This is a genomic window from Fischerella sp. JS2, assembly GCF_032393985.1.
In the GTDB taxonomy this organism is placed as follows: Bacteria; Cyanobacteriota; Cyanobacteriia; order Cyanobacteriales; family Nostocaceae; genus Fischerella.
The window spans coordinates 850,089-865,433 of sequence record NZ_CP135918.1 but is presented as its reverse complement, the minus strand read 5'-3'; the positions used below and the strand labels follow the sequence as shown (position 1 = coordinate 865,433).

The 15,345-nt window shown below is 39.4% G+C and carries 13 protein-coding genes; 3 read left to right on the top strand and 10 right to left on the bottom strand.

Annotated features, from left to right (window positions below; genetic code table 11):
• Window positions 1-42: 42 nt before the first annotated feature.
• The 7 genes from RS893_RS03665 to RS893_RS03635 all read right to left on the bottom strand — a co-directional run bounded on the left by RS893_RS03665 (window position 43) and on the right by RS893_RS03635 (window position 8,194).
• Complete coding sequence (locus RS893_RS03665; protein ID WP_315791857.1) at window positions 43-2,793, bottom strand: GAF domain-containing sensor histidine kinase; 2,751 nt, start codon at window positions 2,791-2,793, stop codon at window positions 43-45.
• A gap of 670 nt (window positions 2,794-3,463) precedes the next feature.
• Window positions 3,464-3,658, bottom strand: a complete 195-nt coding sequence (locus RS893_RS03660) for a DUF2949 domain-containing protein (RefSeq protein ID WP_315789913.1) — start codon at window positions 3,656-3,658, stop codon at window positions 3,464-3,466.
• Window positions 3,659-4,168: 510 nt separating this feature from the next.
• Window positions 4,169-4,711, bottom strand: coding sequence for a DUF192 domain-containing protein (locus RS893_RS03655; RefSeq protein ID WP_315789912.1), 543 nt, complete (start codon window positions 4,709-4,711; stop codon window positions 4,169-4,171).
• Between the two features lie 155 nt (window positions 4,712-4,866).
• Window positions 4,867-5,553, bottom strand: coding sequence for a response regulator transcription factor NblR (gene nblR / locus RS893_RS03650; protein WP_016867160.1), 687 nt, complete (start codon window positions 5,551-5,553; stop codon window positions 4,867-4,869).
• Between the two features lie 363 nt (window positions 5,554-5,916).
• A complete protein-coding gene (locus RS893_RS03645) occupies window positions 5,917-6,834 on the bottom strand; it encodes an NAD(+) kinase (RefSeq protein ID WP_315789911.1) in 918 nt (305 codons plus the stop codon).
• 123 nt (window positions 6,835-6,957) lie between these two features.
• Window positions 6,958-7,938 (bottom strand): SDR family oxidoreductase, encoded by a 981-nt coding sequence (locus RS893_RS03640; RefSeq protein WP_315789910.1) that lies wholly within the window; start codon window positions 7,936-7,938, stop codon window positions 6,958-6,960.
• Between the two features lie 148 nt (window positions 7,939-8,086).
• Window positions 8,087-8,194 (bottom strand): cytochrome b6-f complex subunit PetM, encoded by a 108-nt coding sequence (locus tag RS893_RS03635; RefSeq protein ID WP_016867158.1) that lies wholly within the window; start codon window positions 8,192-8,194, stop codon window positions 8,087-8,089.
• 252 nt (window positions 8,195-8,446) lie between these two features.
• Here RS893_RS03635 and pdxA point away from each other — a divergent pair, with 252 nt between their 5' ends.
• Window positions 8,447-9,556 carry a 4-hydroxythreonine-4-phosphate dehydrogenase PdxA gene (gene pdxA, locus RS893_RS03630; protein ID WP_315789909.1) on the top strand — a complete coding sequence of 370 codons (1,110 nt, stop codon included), beginning with the start codon at window positions 8,447-8,449 and terminating at the stop codon, window positions 9,554-9,556.
• A 567-nt stretch (window positions 9,557-10,123) separates the two neighbouring features.
• Here pdxA and RS893_RS03625 read toward each other — a convergent pair.
• Window positions 10,124-11,752 carry a TAXI family TRAP transporter solute-binding subunit gene (locus RS893_RS03625; RefSeq protein WP_315789908.1) on the bottom strand — a complete coding sequence of 543 codons (1,629 nt, stop codon included), beginning with the start codon at window positions 11,750-11,752 and terminating at the stop codon, window positions 10,124-10,126.
• 454 nt (window positions 11,753-12,206) lie between these two features.
• Between RS893_RS03625 and RS893_RS03620 the strand changes: the two genes are divergently transcribed.
• The gene (locus tag RS893_RS03620) at window positions 12,207-12,662 is read left to right on the top strand and encodes a rhodanese-like domain-containing protein (protein ID WP_315789907.1); all 456 of its coding nucleotides are present in this window, start codon (window positions 12,207-12,209) and stop codon (window positions 12,660-12,662) included.
• A gap of 118 nt (window positions 12,663-12,780) precedes the next feature.
• Here the strand turns inward: RS893_RS03620 and RS893_RS03615 are convergent, their stop codons facing one another.
• Together RS893_RS03615 and RS893_RS03610 are read right to left on the bottom strand one after the other, a co-directional pair.
• Complete coding sequence (locus tag RS893_RS03615; RefSeq protein ID WP_315789906.1) at window positions 12,781-13,410, bottom strand: ribonuclease H-like domain-containing protein; 630 nt, start codon at window positions 13,408-13,410, stop codon at window positions 12,781-12,783.
• Window positions 13,411-13,539: 129 nt separating this feature from the next.
• A complete protein-coding gene (locus RS893_RS03610) occupies window positions 13,540-14,082 on the bottom strand; it encodes a CAP domain-containing protein (protein WP_315789905.1) in 543 nt (180 codons plus the stop codon).
• 409 nt (window positions 14,083-14,491) lie between these two features.
• Here RS893_RS03610 and RS893_RS03605 point away from each other — a divergent pair, with 409 nt between their 5' ends.
• Window positions 14,492-15,241, top strand: a complete 750-nt coding sequence (locus tag RS893_RS03605; RefSeq protein ID WP_315789904.1) for a carbonic anhydrase — start codon at window positions 14,492-14,494, stop codon at window positions 15,239-15,241.
• Window positions 15,242-15,345: the final 104 nt, after the last annotated feature.

The window sequence follows — 15,345 nt, the reverse complement described above, 5'->3', positions numbered from 1 at the left end:
GATCAGTTCTTGATTAGTGTTCCCTGTTCAGAGTTCCCTAATTTAACAACTAACATTCTGCCAAACCGGAATTTCAATACAAAATTCTGTTCCTTTCCCTTCTTGGGAAGCGCAAGACAAAATGCCTTTGTGACTTTCAACGATAATTTGATAACTAATAGATAATCCTAAGCCAGAACCACTACCCACAGGTTTGGTAGTAAAGAAGGGGTCAAATACTTGTGCTTTGATTTGTTCACTTATCCCAGGGCCATTATCAGCAATTCGTACCCGTACATTATTAGCAACAAGTTCAGTGGAAATACGAATAGTAGGTAATTGGTATTTGTAGCTTTCTTCCCGATTACTATCTTCTATGGCATCAATTGCATTACTCAAAATATTAAAAAAGACTTGATTGAGTTTACCCGGATAGCATTCAACAACTGGTAATTCACCATACTCTTTAATAATTTGAATTTGAGGATTGCGATTTTTAGAATCAAGTCGGTGTTGTAAGATTAACAGGGTACTATCAATTCCTGCGTGCAAATCGACACGTTTCATCTCAGCTTCATCAAGGCGTGAGAAGTTTCTTAAAGAAAGGACTATATCACTAATACGTTTCGCACCGACTTGCATGGATTCTAAAATTTTGGGCAGATCCGTTAGCAAAAAATCGAAATCTATTTCTTGCGATCGCTGGAAAATTTCCGAGCCTGGTTGAGGACAATATTCTTGATATAAGCGTAATATCTCTAGAAGATCAAATGTGTATTGATTAGCGTATACTAAATTGCCAGCAATAAAACTAATCGGATTATTGATTTCATGGGCAATACCAGCAACCATTTGCCCTAGAGAAGACATTTTTTCACTTTGAACAAGTTGGGTTTGGGCTTTTTTCAAGTTTTCTAAAGAAACTTGCAGGGCACGTTGAGCAGCTGAACGTTCAGCAATTTCTATTAATAATTGCTGATTGGCATCTTTTAAAGCCTTGGTTCGCTTATCGACTTGAATTTCTAATTCATCCTTAGCCTGAGCCAGCGATTTTTCTGCTAATGCTCTTTCTTGGTGGAGAGCAACTGCTGCTGCTGCTGCTGCCAATAGATCTACTTCTAAGGAATCCCAGGGACGTGCTTCTTGACAATTATCAAAACCTATGAATCCCCAAAATTCACTATTTACCATTAGAGGTAAAACTAGAATGGAGAGAATATGATGAGTAGCCAGTATACCTTGTTCTGGCTGTGGAAATTCAGTAGCAAGACCTGCAACAATATCACCTTTTGCTAACAATTCAATCCAATGGGGAAAAACCTCTGGTAAGGGTAAATTTGATAAAGCTGGATTATTAATACCTCCAGCACACCATACGCCACGTTGATAGGTAAACAACTGTCCTGAGTGATCTCGATAGTTCTCGAACAAGTAAACGCGACTAGCGCCAGAAGCTTGCCCTAATGGTTCTAAAATATGGGTGTAACAACTCCCATCTGTATCATCAGCTAATAATCGTCGCTGTACTTCTACTAGTATTGCTAAATAACGTTCTCGCTTCGCCAAAGCAGCTTCAGTCTGTTTGCATTCTGTGATGTCCATTAACAAGCCATCCCAGAGAATGTCGCCATTTGCTAGTTTCTCTGGACGAGAAGCACCAGAAAGCCATTTCAACTTACCACTAGGACTTATAAAACGTCCTTCCCACACCCAAGGCTCTAAAGTTTCGGCTGAGATAGCGATCAACTCATCTAAACTGTAGCGATCATCAGGGTGAACCTGTGATAGTAACAGTTGTGCATTTTGTTGGATCTGTTCTGATTCTAATTCAAACATTTCCCAACAATAGGAACTGACGTAGGGAAAATTCATCGCACCGTCAGGATGTAAGACAAACTGATAAATCATCCCTGGCATGTGAGTTGTAAGTTTGTGAAACTTGGCTTCACTTTGCCGTAGCGCTTCTTGTGCTTTTTGACGCTGGCTGGCTTCCATTGCCAAGGTTACTAAATCAGCTATACAACCCCCAAAATTTTGTTCTTCAATAGTCCAATGGCGCACACCCCCGGTAAACTCGTGGCAAACTACACCGATCATTTCCCCTTCTAACCAAATGGGTGCATCTAACATAGATGTGACGCCAACCGCAGGCAAATATGCTGTGCCAAATTCATAGGTACGCGGATCGCTATAGGCATCATCTGCGGCAATAGTACGCTCTGTTTGTAAAGCTTGAAAGTATGCTGGATAGTTGACTGCTGCTAGTTCTGCGCCATTGCTGTGGCGGTTGGGGGTTTGTTCGTAGAGGTTAAGGCAGTGAATTTTGGAGCGATCGCGATTGTACAGCCAGACGCTGACACGTTCTACCCCCAAAGTGCTAGCAGCAGTTTCTGTAATTTCATCTAGAGCAGTATTAAAATCGCCTTGTGCCATAGTTTTACTCTTAGCCAGTGCTAACAAAACTTGATTTTGTTGCTCCAAGCGAGTATGAGTACGACGTAGACTAAGTTGACTGCTTTGTTGTTCAGGGAGATGACTAAAAGTACAAATTGTTTGCTCTTTATAATCTTGAGGTTGAGTATTTACCAGTAACCAAATATAACTACCATTTTGGGGATGAGCAATACCTAACACCAAATTTTCTTGTTGCGAAAGCAGTAGTTTTGGATTAGTAAATGCTGTTTCCCCTGCTTGCACAACTTGCCAATTAGCACCAAAAGCAGTAGTTCCCAAGAGTTCTGTTTCTGTGCGATGCAGCAACTTACAACCTAGCACATTGCAAAAGAGAATTTCTGCATTTGCACCCAGTAGCATTAAGCCAACTGGTATTTGCTGGACTAAAGAAGAAGGATTAGATGATAAACACACAGGAATCAACAGGCGTCAAGACACGTAGGCATTAATAGGGATTTTAATTGTACTTTTGTTCCTAGTTCCTTACAAAGGAGGATAGATAGAACAATACAAAACTATGCATATTTATACAGTTTTTACGAAGGAAAAGGCTAGATTAAGTATTTTTAGTTTAATAATACATTCTTTATGACAAATAAATAACCGAAAAAATACGGTTGTTGATAACATTAAAATCAAAAAAAGACCAAATTTTAAATATATTTAAGCAAACCAATCATAAGATCTTCGGTATATTTTCTTACTATCTCATTAGGATCAAAATTTTTATATCCTCTTTTCTATTCTTCTGTGAAAAGAGCAAAGCTTTTCAACAGTTTTACCCTTGCATAAGTGCATTCTTTCAGTCACGGGGATTTTCACCAACAACAACCAACAACCAACCTATAACAAACAGCTAACAAAAAATTATTAAGTAATTTAAAGAGCGGGCTGAATTATCAACCCGCTCTTGTAACTTTTATAAGTGAAACAGTATAAATTACTCAGGCTAGTTTTCCTTATTGCAAGCCTTCGTAAAAGGCAAATTTCATGCCACATATTTTATTCTCCTGAATGATCTACTCCTAATCTATGCCGCAGTCTCCAGCCAGTCATAGATTTGTTCTAACTGTTCAAGGGTTATCAACCCATACTGCCAAAGAATCATTGGCAAAGGCCCAGGGTCTTGCTTACTATGACGAAGCGCAACGTCAATAGAGGCAGTAGAAATTGCCAAATCCTCTTGTAGAAAACGAATTAGTTGTGTGTAGTTAGATGGTAGCATTTTGCAGTTCACCCCCTTACGTATTGTGTATGCTCGCCCCTGAGACTACTGTTTTTCAGTAGATTTTAGCAAGTCTTTGGTAAATCACTAATTTTACACAATCAACAGAGTAAGTGCTGTTTGTGTATATAGTGTTTTTAAAACAAAGTACCTTTGAAGTTACTAATTGTAGCGCTACTTTCACCTTTAAATATCCAGTAGCTGACTTAGCTAAATCGGATTTATCCTTTTTACCTCAGTTGCTTAGCTAAATACACCTGTAGTCAGAAGGATTCCTTAGCTAAATAATCCCTTATTGGCGAATCTTTACACGTACGCCAAAAGATAGATTTTAGTTACAGAATGCTAAAATGCAGGCCCCAGCTTGAAGACGTCGGGGTCTATTTGTTTGACACTGTATTAAATCTTAACGTCACTATTAACTTTTTTACCAGGTACTTGATTATTTTTTGACCAAAAAAATTTAAGTATTATTTTATCAAGATTTTAACATTATCATTTGAATTCTTATCACCGCAAATTTCCTGCCTGCAAGAAATCAATTTTGATACTAGTGCCTTTCTTTAACCCCAGTTCTTCGGCTCGTCCAGAACGTAGTTCAATTACCTGATCTACTTGGGTTTTAGGGCCATACGTGGGACAGGGATCAGCATTGCAAGGTGGAGCAGTAGTAACCATTTGCACAACGCCTTTTCGCAGAAAAACCATATCTAAAGGTACAGGTACGTTTTTCATCCAAAAACTAACTGCCATTGGTGTAGGAAATTGAAACAACATCCCTCGATTTGGACTTAAAGCAGGTCGGTACATTAATCCCATCGCCTGTTGTTCTGGAGTTTGCGCCACTTCCAGATCGATTATGGCGCCATTGGGAACAACAGCCCGAGCAGAAATAGGTAACTGCTGACCCTTGCTTGTATCAATTGATAATTGTTCAGTTTTCACTGATTGAACTTGAGAACTAGGTGTATTTGTAGAAGATTTTACTTGTATGGGAGTTGAACAGCCTATTAGCAGCACACTCAGAAATATTGAAAACATGATTTTAGTCATTGGTCATTAGTCATTGGTTATTTGTCATTCATCAATGGTTATTCTCGGTGAGATATGGTCAATCATCTTTCGCTCCCTAATCCCCACAGGGAACCCCGAGTTCCCCCTTGTCCCCCACACTCCTTACACTCCCTATCACCCGATCTCCCCATTCCTTACGATTCTCTCAAAACATAACCAACACCACGCACTGTTTGAATCAGGCGCTTTTGTCCTTCGTCTTCTATTTTCAAACGTAGGTAACGAATATACACTTCTATCACATTTGATTCACCCATGAAGTCATAACCCCAAACATTTTCCAAAATCTGTTCACGAGTTAGTACTTCACGTGGATGTTCCATAAGATATTTAAGTAATTCAAATTCTTTCATTGTTAGGTCGATCGCCCGTCCATTATAGATAGCGCGACGGGTAGCGATGTCTAAAACCAAATCAGCAAAACGTAACTGTTCTGTCGTGTCTACATCAGGTTTTAAATAGAGGCGAATTAAATTTAAAAAATCCTCGGAACGGTAGGGTTTAAGAAAGTAATCATCTGCTCCTGCTTCTAAGCAAGCTACGCGATCATCAACTGTATCCCGTGCCATTAAGACCAGTACAGGCGATCGCACTCCGGTAGTTCTCAGATTTTTACATAAAGAGAGTCCAGATTCTCCTGCTAGCATCCGGTCGATCACAACCAAAGCTGGTTGGCGATCGCGGCTTTGTTGCAAACCATTTACCCCATCATGAGCCACAACAGAATCATAACCAGATTCTTTTAAGTCAAAAGCGATCTGATTAGCCAGACTCTCATCGCTTTCAATCACCAAAACACAGGGGTTGTGAGCAAGCGTCATATGGATTAGATTTTAGATTTTAGATTTTAGATTTGACAAATGTTCTAATAAACACTTGTACATTTAGATATAAGCGTAATTTACAATTTTTTAGTGATAAATAATATCCTAAAGTTGACACGCTATCTCAAATGTTTTAGCACGTCAAACTATAGGTTTAGCAATAAAAAACTCTACATGCAGAAAATTTAATCTCTTATTTAAGATTTGGGTAACGGGTAATTGGTAATTGGTAATTGGTCAATGGTCAATAGTCAATGGTTAGCAGTTAGTGGTTGGTTGTTGGTAATTTCCAATGCTCAATGCCAACTCACACCCCTCACACTCCCCATCACCCGATCACCCCAATCCCCGATCCCCTGATCATGGCAACTCCACCGACGTAGGTTTAGCAATATGTGGCAAACCCCAACCGAGTTTTTCTCTTAAAACTCGGAAGAATTCTGGCGGTTGCAGGCGGATAAACTTAGCACAATATTGCGATCGCTCTACATTGACGCGATCGTCTGGCAAAACATAACACCCACCATTGCCATCAACTACCATCACCAATCGAGGAGTATTGACTGGGTAAATATTGACTGGTTCCGTATCAGGAAACACCAATGCTCTTGATGCCAAGGAATGGGGACAAATAGGCACTAACTGTAATGCTGGTACACCTGGAGTCACAACCGGACCGCCAGCACTCAATGAATAGGCAGTAGAACCTGTTGGCGTAGAAATAATCACACCATCAGCAGCAATATCAACTGGTGCGTGACGACCCACTGCAATTTCAAAATGGCACATCGAGGTTAGTGGTTCCCGATGTAACACCATTTCATTCAAGCAGAGGGCTTCCCACTGTATTGAATCTCCCCGAAACACTTTGACAGTGAGCATTGCTCGCTCTTCAACTTCATACTTATCCGCCATTAGTTGCTCTACTGCTTGGGGCAGTTGATTGAGGTAAGTTTCGGTCAAAAATCCCATATGACCTGTATTTACAGTCAGCATGGGGATACTACAATGAGCAACTAAACGTGATGCTGCCAAAACAGTGCCATCGCCCCCTAGTACGATCGCAAATTTTGTTTCTGAGTCAAAACCAGGAGGTGTTAAACCCTCAATAGGTGTGTGGCATATAGGACTCTCTGGGGTAGAGTAACCCAACATACCACCGATGCCAGTTGTGATGCAGACATCCCAACCGTGGGCGGTGAACTTTTCTTTAAGTTCGATAGCGACGCGGCCTGCTATCGGTTTCACGTCGTTGTAGATAATGCCTACTTTCGGCACACTCAAATATCCAATCTTTAGGCGCTGCTCTTTATTATGTTAATCGTGACACATTTTAGTCAATTTAGTCATTAGTCATTGGTTGTTTGTTGTTTGTTGTTTGCTACAACCAACCACCAACCACTAATTATCAACTTTTTTAAAAGGAGTCTTTTTCTCTTTTTTCTTTTTATTTTTTTCGTAGTCTAGCTCTTTCAGCTTCTTGAGAATACGGTTGAAGTACTCTTGCAAGTAGCTTTCGAGGGTTGTGGTGTCTTTAGCATCAAAGCCAAAGACTTGGTATGCTTCTTCCATTGGAGCATTGAGAGGTTTGCCACTGGCCAGTACTTCTGTAAATGCCAGCCTGTCTGCTACATTCCATCCCCACTGGAAGAACCGTAGCATTTTGCGGACTGTACGTAGTAAATTGATTGGCATTCGTGTGACTCTAGCTTCTCTGCCTGATAGACGTTCGCACAAGTTAATTATTTCTTCTGCACTCCAAGCACGAGTACCTACAACCGGGAAAGTTCGCTTTTCAGTTTCTGGTACACTTAGTGCCCGAATTGCAAATTTAGCTATATCTTGAGTATCCATGTAGGCAATGGGTGAAGATTCACCTGTTACCCAAACTGGCTGATTTTCTAAAATAGGAATGCCATATTGACCAATCAAGCCTTGCATAAAACCAGCTAGTCGCAATATGGTGTAATTTAAGCCCGACTCTGCCAAATAAATTTCTGTACACCGCTTAATTTCCATCAGTGGTACTTCTGGGTATTTATCGGCATCCAGTATGGAAAAGAATATAAAACGCTCTATACCTGCTGCTAAACACGCTTGAATTAAGGATACTTTGCCCTCCCAATCCACTTGTTTAATACTTAAGGAATCGGTAGGACGGGAGGTAGCCGCATCTATGACTGCGGTAACACCTTCTAATGCAGTTTTTAATGTTTGGGGGTAGCACAGGTCTCCCGGTACAAGTTCCGCACCCCATTCTTTGAGAAATGCGGCTTTCTTAGCACTCCGGACAAGACAACGTACTTTATACCCCTCATCAATGGCACGACGGGCCACTTGTCTTCCCAAGGTGCCAGTGGCACCGACTATTAATAACGTCATGAGGGTTATTTGCGAAACTTAAACTTTTATGAATAAAATCTTAACAGAATCGCATGAACAAACAAAAGTTTACATTCTTTTTAACATGATGACACGAGCGAGAGACTACAGCACAGCCTCTCGGTCTTAAAGGTTTTCAGAGCAAAAATTACTCTTCTTCTGCGCCCTGAACTTTTAGTAACAAAGTACCTAAAGCCCAACCTACAAAAATTAAGCCAAAGGATAGTAGAGCTGCATTGAACATTTCGCCGCCCATTTGTTGTAGTTCTCCTTTACGAATTATTGAATTAAGTTAAGTCTACCAGAGCCTTTCCGAACTGCTGTTAGAATTAAACTAATTATGAAGTATTGTGACACAGATTCTCACAGGATTTGAGATTTTGGATTGTTGAGATTTTGGATTGGGGTATTCGCGTAGCGTCCCGGAGGGAACCTTAAAGCTTTTCAAGATGGATTGGATTTCAATCTAAAATCCAAGATCTAAAATCTCAAATTTCTGGAGTGTCAAATGTCTCAGTCTCAATCTCATCAAAACAACTTTATATCACCACCACAGCAACGTCCACGCCTAGCCCTAACGTTGGGAGACCCAGCCGGAATTGGACCAGAAGTAATTTTAAAAGCTTTAGCAGACCCGGAAGTAAGTAAGAATTTTGATGTGACGGTTGTAGGTAGCCAAGATTTACTTTTGGAAAATTACACCAAAGTTCTTGTCAGTGGGAATTTAGTACCTTTAGCTAATCCAGAAAACTTATCCATTTTGGATGTACCGTTAGAGGAACAAATTAAAAACGAAATTTTGATTGGGATAGGTAATGCGGGAAGTGGTGCAGCTAGTTTCGCCTATATGGAATGTGCGATCGCCCATACTCAAAAAGGTGAATTTGATGCGATAGTTACCGCCCCAATTGCCAAATCTGCTTGGAAAGCAGCAGGATACGATTATCCAGGGCAGACAGAACTCTTAGCTGAAAAATCAGGTACAGACAGATATGGCATGTTGTTTGTAGCGCGATCGCCCCACACTGGCTGGACGCTACGATGTTTACTTGCTACTACACATATACCTTTATGTCAAGTACCTGAAGTATTAACATCAGAATTACTGACAAAAAAACTTGATTTGCTAGTCGAGTGTTTAGAGCAAGATTTTGGTCTTGATAATGGCAAAATTGCGATCGCGGGTTTAAATCCCCACAGTGGTGAACAAGGACAACTCGGACGTGAAGAACAAGATACTATTATTCCTTGGTTAGAGCAAGAACGCCAAAAACGCCCACAATGGCGTCTAGATGGCCCAATTCCACCCGACACAATGTGGGTAGATTCAGGTAAAGCCTGGTACAGTGACGTTGAGTCAACTAAGATCGCAGACGCTTACCTGGCACTTTACCATGACCAAGGTCTAATTCCCGTCAAGTTAATGGCATTTGACCGTGCCGTCAATACATCTATAGGTCTACCTTTTATTCGTACCTCCCCAGATCACGGTACAGCATTTGATATTGCTGGTAAGGGAATCGCCGATGCAACCAGCATGAAAGCAGCAATTAAGTTAGCAGGCGAACTGGCGGGGGTGAGAGTGCAAAGAAGAGGTGGAGTGATGGGGAGTGTGTAGACGTGCCTTCTTCGGCTTAAGGTAAGGGTGGAGTAGTGAACAACCAACAACTAATCACTAACTACATTTTTTATAGTGTTGCTTCATTAAGAAAATGTACCCATGAAGCACCTGAGTTTTTAGCAGCTTTAGCAAGACGTCGATCAGCTGTCCATTTATCTTGCTCTTTCCTACTCAGCAAGAGCAAGATAAATGGACAGAAACTTTATCAGCAATGCTTCGGTGCTTTTCCCAAGTATCACCTACTGGGGGTACTTCAGATAAATTGAGTTTTTTTTAGTTTGTTGATAATTGTTTGGAAGCGGTACGTTGACAGTAACCAAGTTTCTGTTGGAGGTTTGAGCAGACATGAAATATCTCAATGTTTTTCTGTCTCATGGACACTCTAAACTAGCACTTAATTAATACATAATAGTTACAGTGATATTACTTAGAAATTTATATGTGTCTCTGAGATTGCCTCAAAACATTGTAACAGTAACTCTGTTTGAAGAGTAGCGATCGCAAATAATTAACAACACTTCTACATAGTTTTGTAGCATTTTTAAACGCGATCACAAAGTCCTTTTATTTTCGTTCAATCACATCTCTTGTGGTTTTGTATGCTTCCACAAAAGTTCGATAGGATTCTTGAGAAATATTTTCGGCGATTAAGTCACTAGCTACTTGTTCAAGAATTTGGTCTAATTCTTTTTGCAGTAAATCTTTGCTGATAGTTTTATCTTGTAATAATGCTACGACTGCCTTAATATACTCCGCAGAAATTTCTCTTTGTTTTTGCTCAATTTCTTGATAGGAAATTTCTTTTTCTCTTTCTATTGCTTCTCTAGTAGTTTTATAAGCTTCATTAAAAGTACGAAATGATTCTTGGGAAATTCTTTCAGCAATTAAAGCTTGGGCTGCATTTTTAAAAGTATCATCAAGTTGTTTTTGTCTATCTTCCAGCTTACCTATACCTTTATCCATCAATTTGATTGCTCTATTAATATAATCATCAGCCTTATCTTTTTTACTACGTTCCACCCATAATTTTAATTGCCTTAACCAGGAAACTACTAAGAGGAAAATGGTTAAAATTAAAGCTAAAAAATCTGCATATTCCTGGACAAAAGAGGGTTTATCTCGTTCGTAAAAAGTAATTGCCCCTGGATGAATGGGAATACCTGTACCGTCGTTATCTCTAGGACGTCTAATGCTAGCAACTAAAGGTTTGACTTCGACATGATTTTCAGCGATCGCATCTGCTATTTCTTGACGATTTTCAAATATAATGCGTGTAATTTCTCGAATTACATTATTGTCGATTTTTTCGCTAGCCACTAATAGCCGATCTACTGCGACTGTATCTAATTCAGCCAAAGGCATAGGCGGATTACCTCTGTATGCTCCTTGGGGAATTTTCGCACTTTCAAAGGCAGGATACTTGATTTTCATTGCTTGTGCTTGGGCAATTGGTAGCAAGCGCCCATCTTGATCTTGGACAAGCTTGGCAATACCAAGATTACCTAAAGCGCGGACACGAAACAGTGCATCTGCTCTTTTTGATTTAAAATCTTCTTCTGCTTGCCTATCATCGTAATAATTACTTTGCGAACCTAAAATAACCACATCTGGTTTATCTTTTTTTACCAATCCATAATGTTCTGCAATTTTCAAAAAAGATTTATATTGTCCACCTTTAGCAGGTAAAGCAATAGTTTTACCTCGCAGTTGCTCAAATTTCTTAATATTGGGGTCTCTAACAACTAACTGAAACAAATCTTGATACAACACTGCCATAGCCCGTGGAGAGGATTTCATTTGAGTAGTCGCTGAGTGAGATTGACGGCTTTCAATCAGATCCATCTCTTGCCCAATAACATCTGCTTGAGCCGTTACTAAATCAGCTTTTCCTTCCTGTAGCATTTCGAGATTTTGTGTTGTACCGCCTGTTGCAACTAATTTAATATTAATGTTAGAGTTTTTTTCTACCACCTTTTGAATAGCTTCGCTAATAATATAGCTTTCTCCTTCTGGATCTCCCGCAGCCAAAGTAAGTTGGGGAGCAGTGAGGCGGACAATTATATTCCAGATAATAAATAAGACTAAACCAACGCTGGCAAAACCAAGGCTAAGAAATACTAATTTTGATTGGGGATCAAGTTTTTCAAAAAAACTGATAAAACCCAAATGATTAGGATTTTTAGATGTTGCCATACATGTAAAAGTTTATTTAATAAATCATTTGTTTATAAAATATGTTAATGTATTATATTTGACAAATGTTTAAAATTAGGTTAAATATTAAAAATTCTCTATAAACTCACTAACTACAAAATTGCATAAATTCATAGTGCAATTCCTGTACCTAAACCTGCGTCCCTTTGCGTTCTTCTTGGCGATCCTCTGCGTTTAAAAACATAAGGAATTGATGCAAACCAGAAGATATTTTTAAATAAAGCAATATACCTTTAGATAGAAAGGCATAAATTTATCAGCTTCATTCCCAAGAAAGAGAAATTTTAGTAGGTTTTTTAGGTACATTTTGGTCAGTCAATCAAAATACTGCATAAGCACTGGGAAACTTAAATCCAGAGGATGCTTTGTCTGTTAACGTCTTGGCGTTCTCAGGCTTTGGTAATGTGCTTCATCTAATGAACGAGGAAAAATTATGGATAACAAAATTGTAGAAAATATTATTCCTTCCCAACCCCCAATTGAATCACAGTCAGACGCCCATGTATTGAAGTCTCGTTTAGAGTGGGGAGAACCTGCTTTAACAATTCTAGATGTACGCGATCGCCAAGTTCACAACCAAGGTCACATCACAGGTGCGATGCCAATGCCAATGAATGAATTGGTAGATCGGGCAACAGCAACCATCGCAAAAAGCCGTGATATCTACGTTTACGGTAGCAATGATGAAGAAACAGCCCAAGCCGCACAGTTGTTGAGAAACGCTGGCTTTGAACATGTATCTGAACTTAAAGGCGGTTTGCCTGCATGGAAAGCAATTGGTGGTGCAACTGAAGGTTTTGTAGAAGCACAAGTTCCTCCCAGTGCTGGTGCATACAACGTTGTTGATCGGATGAAAGAACACACAGAACAATCAGAAAAAGATGTATAGATATTAGTTGATAGTCATTGGTCATTAGTCATTGGTCAGTAGTCATTAGTCATTGATTAGTAGTCACTACTTCTTACAACAGACAGATGACAAAGGACAAATGACAAATGACCAAAAGTTAATGTTCAAACACATCCTTGAATTGCAATAAATCCAGGGAAACAATAGTAGGTAAACACTGAAAGCATTCTTGAGCTAACTGTAAACGTTCTTCTCGTTCCAGCATCGCGATTAATTTTTGCTGAACTTTGAGTAAGTAGCGCACATCATTAGCAGCATAACTGAGTTGAGCTTCCGTAAGTTGAACAGCATTTCCCCAATCAGAACTTTGGGAGCTTTTATCTAATTCTACTTGTTCTAGTTCTAGTACCACATCTTTCAACCCATGACGTGGTGTGTAAGTACGGGCTAATTTACTAGCAATTTTGGTACAAAAAACTGGATTGACATGAATACTGAGATGGTAACGTAATGTAGCAACATCGAAACGGGCAAAGTGAAACACCTTAACGATATTTGTCGCTTCTAGTAATTGTTTCAGGTTAGGGGCTGTGGTTTGTCCTTTGGCAATCCGCAGAGCAGTAACTTGTCCTTGGCTATTGCACAATTGTACCAAGCATAAGCGATCGCGCTGCGGTATTAATCCCATTGTTTCTGTATCAACAGCGATCGCCTCAGCTTGTAGATAATGGGATAGAGTAGTATCGCTCAGATCGCGATCACAGACTTGAAATTCTTGTAATTCCATGAATTGTTACAACAATAAATGCAGTGTCTGCTGGAGAAAAACCCCATTAGACACTACATTATTGTAGTTGTTGGTTAGTACAGACGCGATTAATCGCGTCTGTACATTAATCACCAACAAAGCAACCATCTATCGATTCCGAATGAAAATTTGTGTCAAATAGACTTCACCTTTACTATTGGTCGCAACACCAATTCCAGTCAAATTATAATTGCCTTTAATGTTGATCAGATGGTCAGGACTTTTAATCCAGCCACTAACAGCTTCTGCTGCTGGATCGCTATATCCTTGGTTATAAGCAACATTTTCGGCTGCACTTGTGTAACGAAGAGAAATTGCATTAACTCGTTTTTCAAATCCTTTATGGCTAAATGGGACTTTACCTCTAGCCATATTTTGACTATGAATTCTTGCTTGTTTAGAGATATTCGCATTTAGAGTTAGTTTTTTTAGACCTAGAGAAATTCGATAGCGATTAATTCGATCAAAAACTGATTTTTCCAAATCAGTGGTTTTGAAAGTCACAGTAGATGCAACCTGAGATGATGGACTCAGTAACGCTTGACTTGCGAGTAATTTTTTGGTTGAAGTGTGGCCTAGTGAAGTGGTTGTTAACCAACCAGCAAGGACAAGCATACTTAAAGCAGTGCCAAAAGCAGACTGTCGGATCATGAACGATTACTTAAGTAGTGTAATAGAGTTATGAGACACGCACCCTGGAATTTTGTTTCTTGATATACTCGTATATTTTTCAGTATTCAAGAATTTTCCATATGTTTGCCTATCCCGATTTTGGCGTTAATTACAGTTAATTACAATCCTATAACTGTAAAGTAATTCCGAATCAAAAATGAAAAATTCAAAAAGTTCAATAAACACATAATTTTATTCCAGTATTTGCACTTAATTAAATCTACTGTTTTTTCTACATCCTTATATCCTTATACCTTTACACCTTTTTTATTGAAAATTAAATAACTCTTAAATCGTTTCAATACTTACTATTGAAAGCTGGAAAAGTTGTTATCTTCCTGAGCAAATAAAGCTTTAAGCTGGTAGATTCCATTATTGAGCTAAATGAATGAGTCGAATTAATGGATTTGTTGGACGTCGTCATTTCCTAAAACTGGCAGGCATAGGAAGCGTTGGGATGATGGCCAGTGTTGCTGGTTGTGACATTTCTGCCAACTTCAAGCAAGCGATCGCCCCCAAAACAACTTTGGCTGATGCCATAGCAGCCAATCGCAATCCAGTTAATCCTGAACAAGCTTTAAAACGTCTACTGGATGGAAATCAACGCTTTGTACAGCAAAAGCGTCAATATCCCGATCAATCTCTAGAACGCATACGACTGGTTGCTCAAGCCCAGTATCCCTTTGCTGCTATATTAGGCTGTGCAGATTCTCGAGTCCCGACAGAAATTATTTTCGATCAAGGATTGGGGGATTTGTTTGTAGTGCGAGTAGCTGGCAACGTTGTCTGTGACATAGTTATAGGCAGCCTAGAGTATGCCACCGCAGTCTTGGGTTCTCAACTAATTGTAGTTTTGGGTCACAAAAGATGTGGTGCAGTTGAAAAGGCACTTCAAGAGCAACCCATTTCTGGCAGAATGAGCTTAATAGTTGAAGGTATCAAACCAGCTGTAGAAACAACAAAATTTACTACAAAAAATTTACAAGATAATGCAGTTATAGCTAACATCAAATATCAAGCAAATAAACTACAAGAATATTCCACAACCTTATCTAGACTTGTTCGTCAAAATAAGCTTAAAATTGTTGGCGCTCGTTATGATCTCGATACTAGTAAAATCTCTATTGTTTATTCTTGATCTCTTCTCAGACTCCAAATAAAAATAACTCCAGCTAAGAATCAAAGTCTTACCAACTAAGTAAAACGTTTCATGAGTTCGTAGCGAAAAAATACTCAGCGTCC

Bases quoted from the DNA above. Each gene is read 5' to 3' on its own strand.
- RS893_RS03665 (WP_315791857.1), bottom strand. From the start codon at position 2,793: ATGCTACTGGGTGCAAATGCAGAAATTCTCTTTTGCAATGTGCTAGGT.
- RS893_RS03660 (WP_315789913.1), bottom strand. From the start codon at position 3,658: ATGCTACCATCTAACTACACACAACTAATTCGTTTTCTACAAGAGGAT.
- RS893_RS03655 (WP_315789912.1), bottom strand. From the start codon at position 4,711: ATGACTAAAATCATGTTTTCAATATTTCTGAGTGTGCTGCTAATAGGC.
- nblR (WP_016867160.1), bottom strand. From the start codon at position 5,553: ATGACGCTTGCTCACAACCCCTGTGTTTTGGTGATTGAAAGCGATGAG.
- RS893_RS03640 (WP_315789910.1), bottom strand. From the start codon at position 7,938: ATGACGTTATTAATAGTCGGTGCCACTGGCACCTTGGGAAGACAAGTG.
- RS893_RS03635 (WP_016867158.1), bottom strand. From the start codon at position 8,194: ATGGGCGGCGAAATGTTCAATGCAGCTCTACTATCCTTTGGCTTAATT.
- pdxA (WP_315789909.1), top strand. From the start codon at position 8,447: ATGTCTCAGTCTCAATCTCATCAAAACAACTTTATATCACCACCACAG.
- RS893_RS03625 (WP_315789908.1), bottom strand. From the start codon at position 11,752: ATGGCAACATCTAAAAATCCTAATCATTTGGGTTTTATCAGTTTTTTT.
- RS893_RS03620 (WP_315789907.1), top strand. From the start codon at position 12,207: ATGGATAACAAAATTGTAGAAAATATTATTCCTTCCCAACCCCCAATT.
- RS893_RS03615 (WP_315789906.1), bottom strand. From the start codon at position 13,410: ATGGAATTACAAGAATTTCAAGTCTGTGATCGCGATCTGAGCGATACT.
- RS893_RS03610 (WP_315789905.1), bottom strand. From the start codon at position 14,082: ATGATCCGACAGTCTGCTTTTGGCACTGCTTTAAGTATGCTTGTCCTT.
- RS893_RS03605 (WP_315789904.1), top strand. From the start codon at position 14,492: ATGAGTCGAATTAATGGATTTGTTGGACGTCGTCATTTCCTAAAACTG.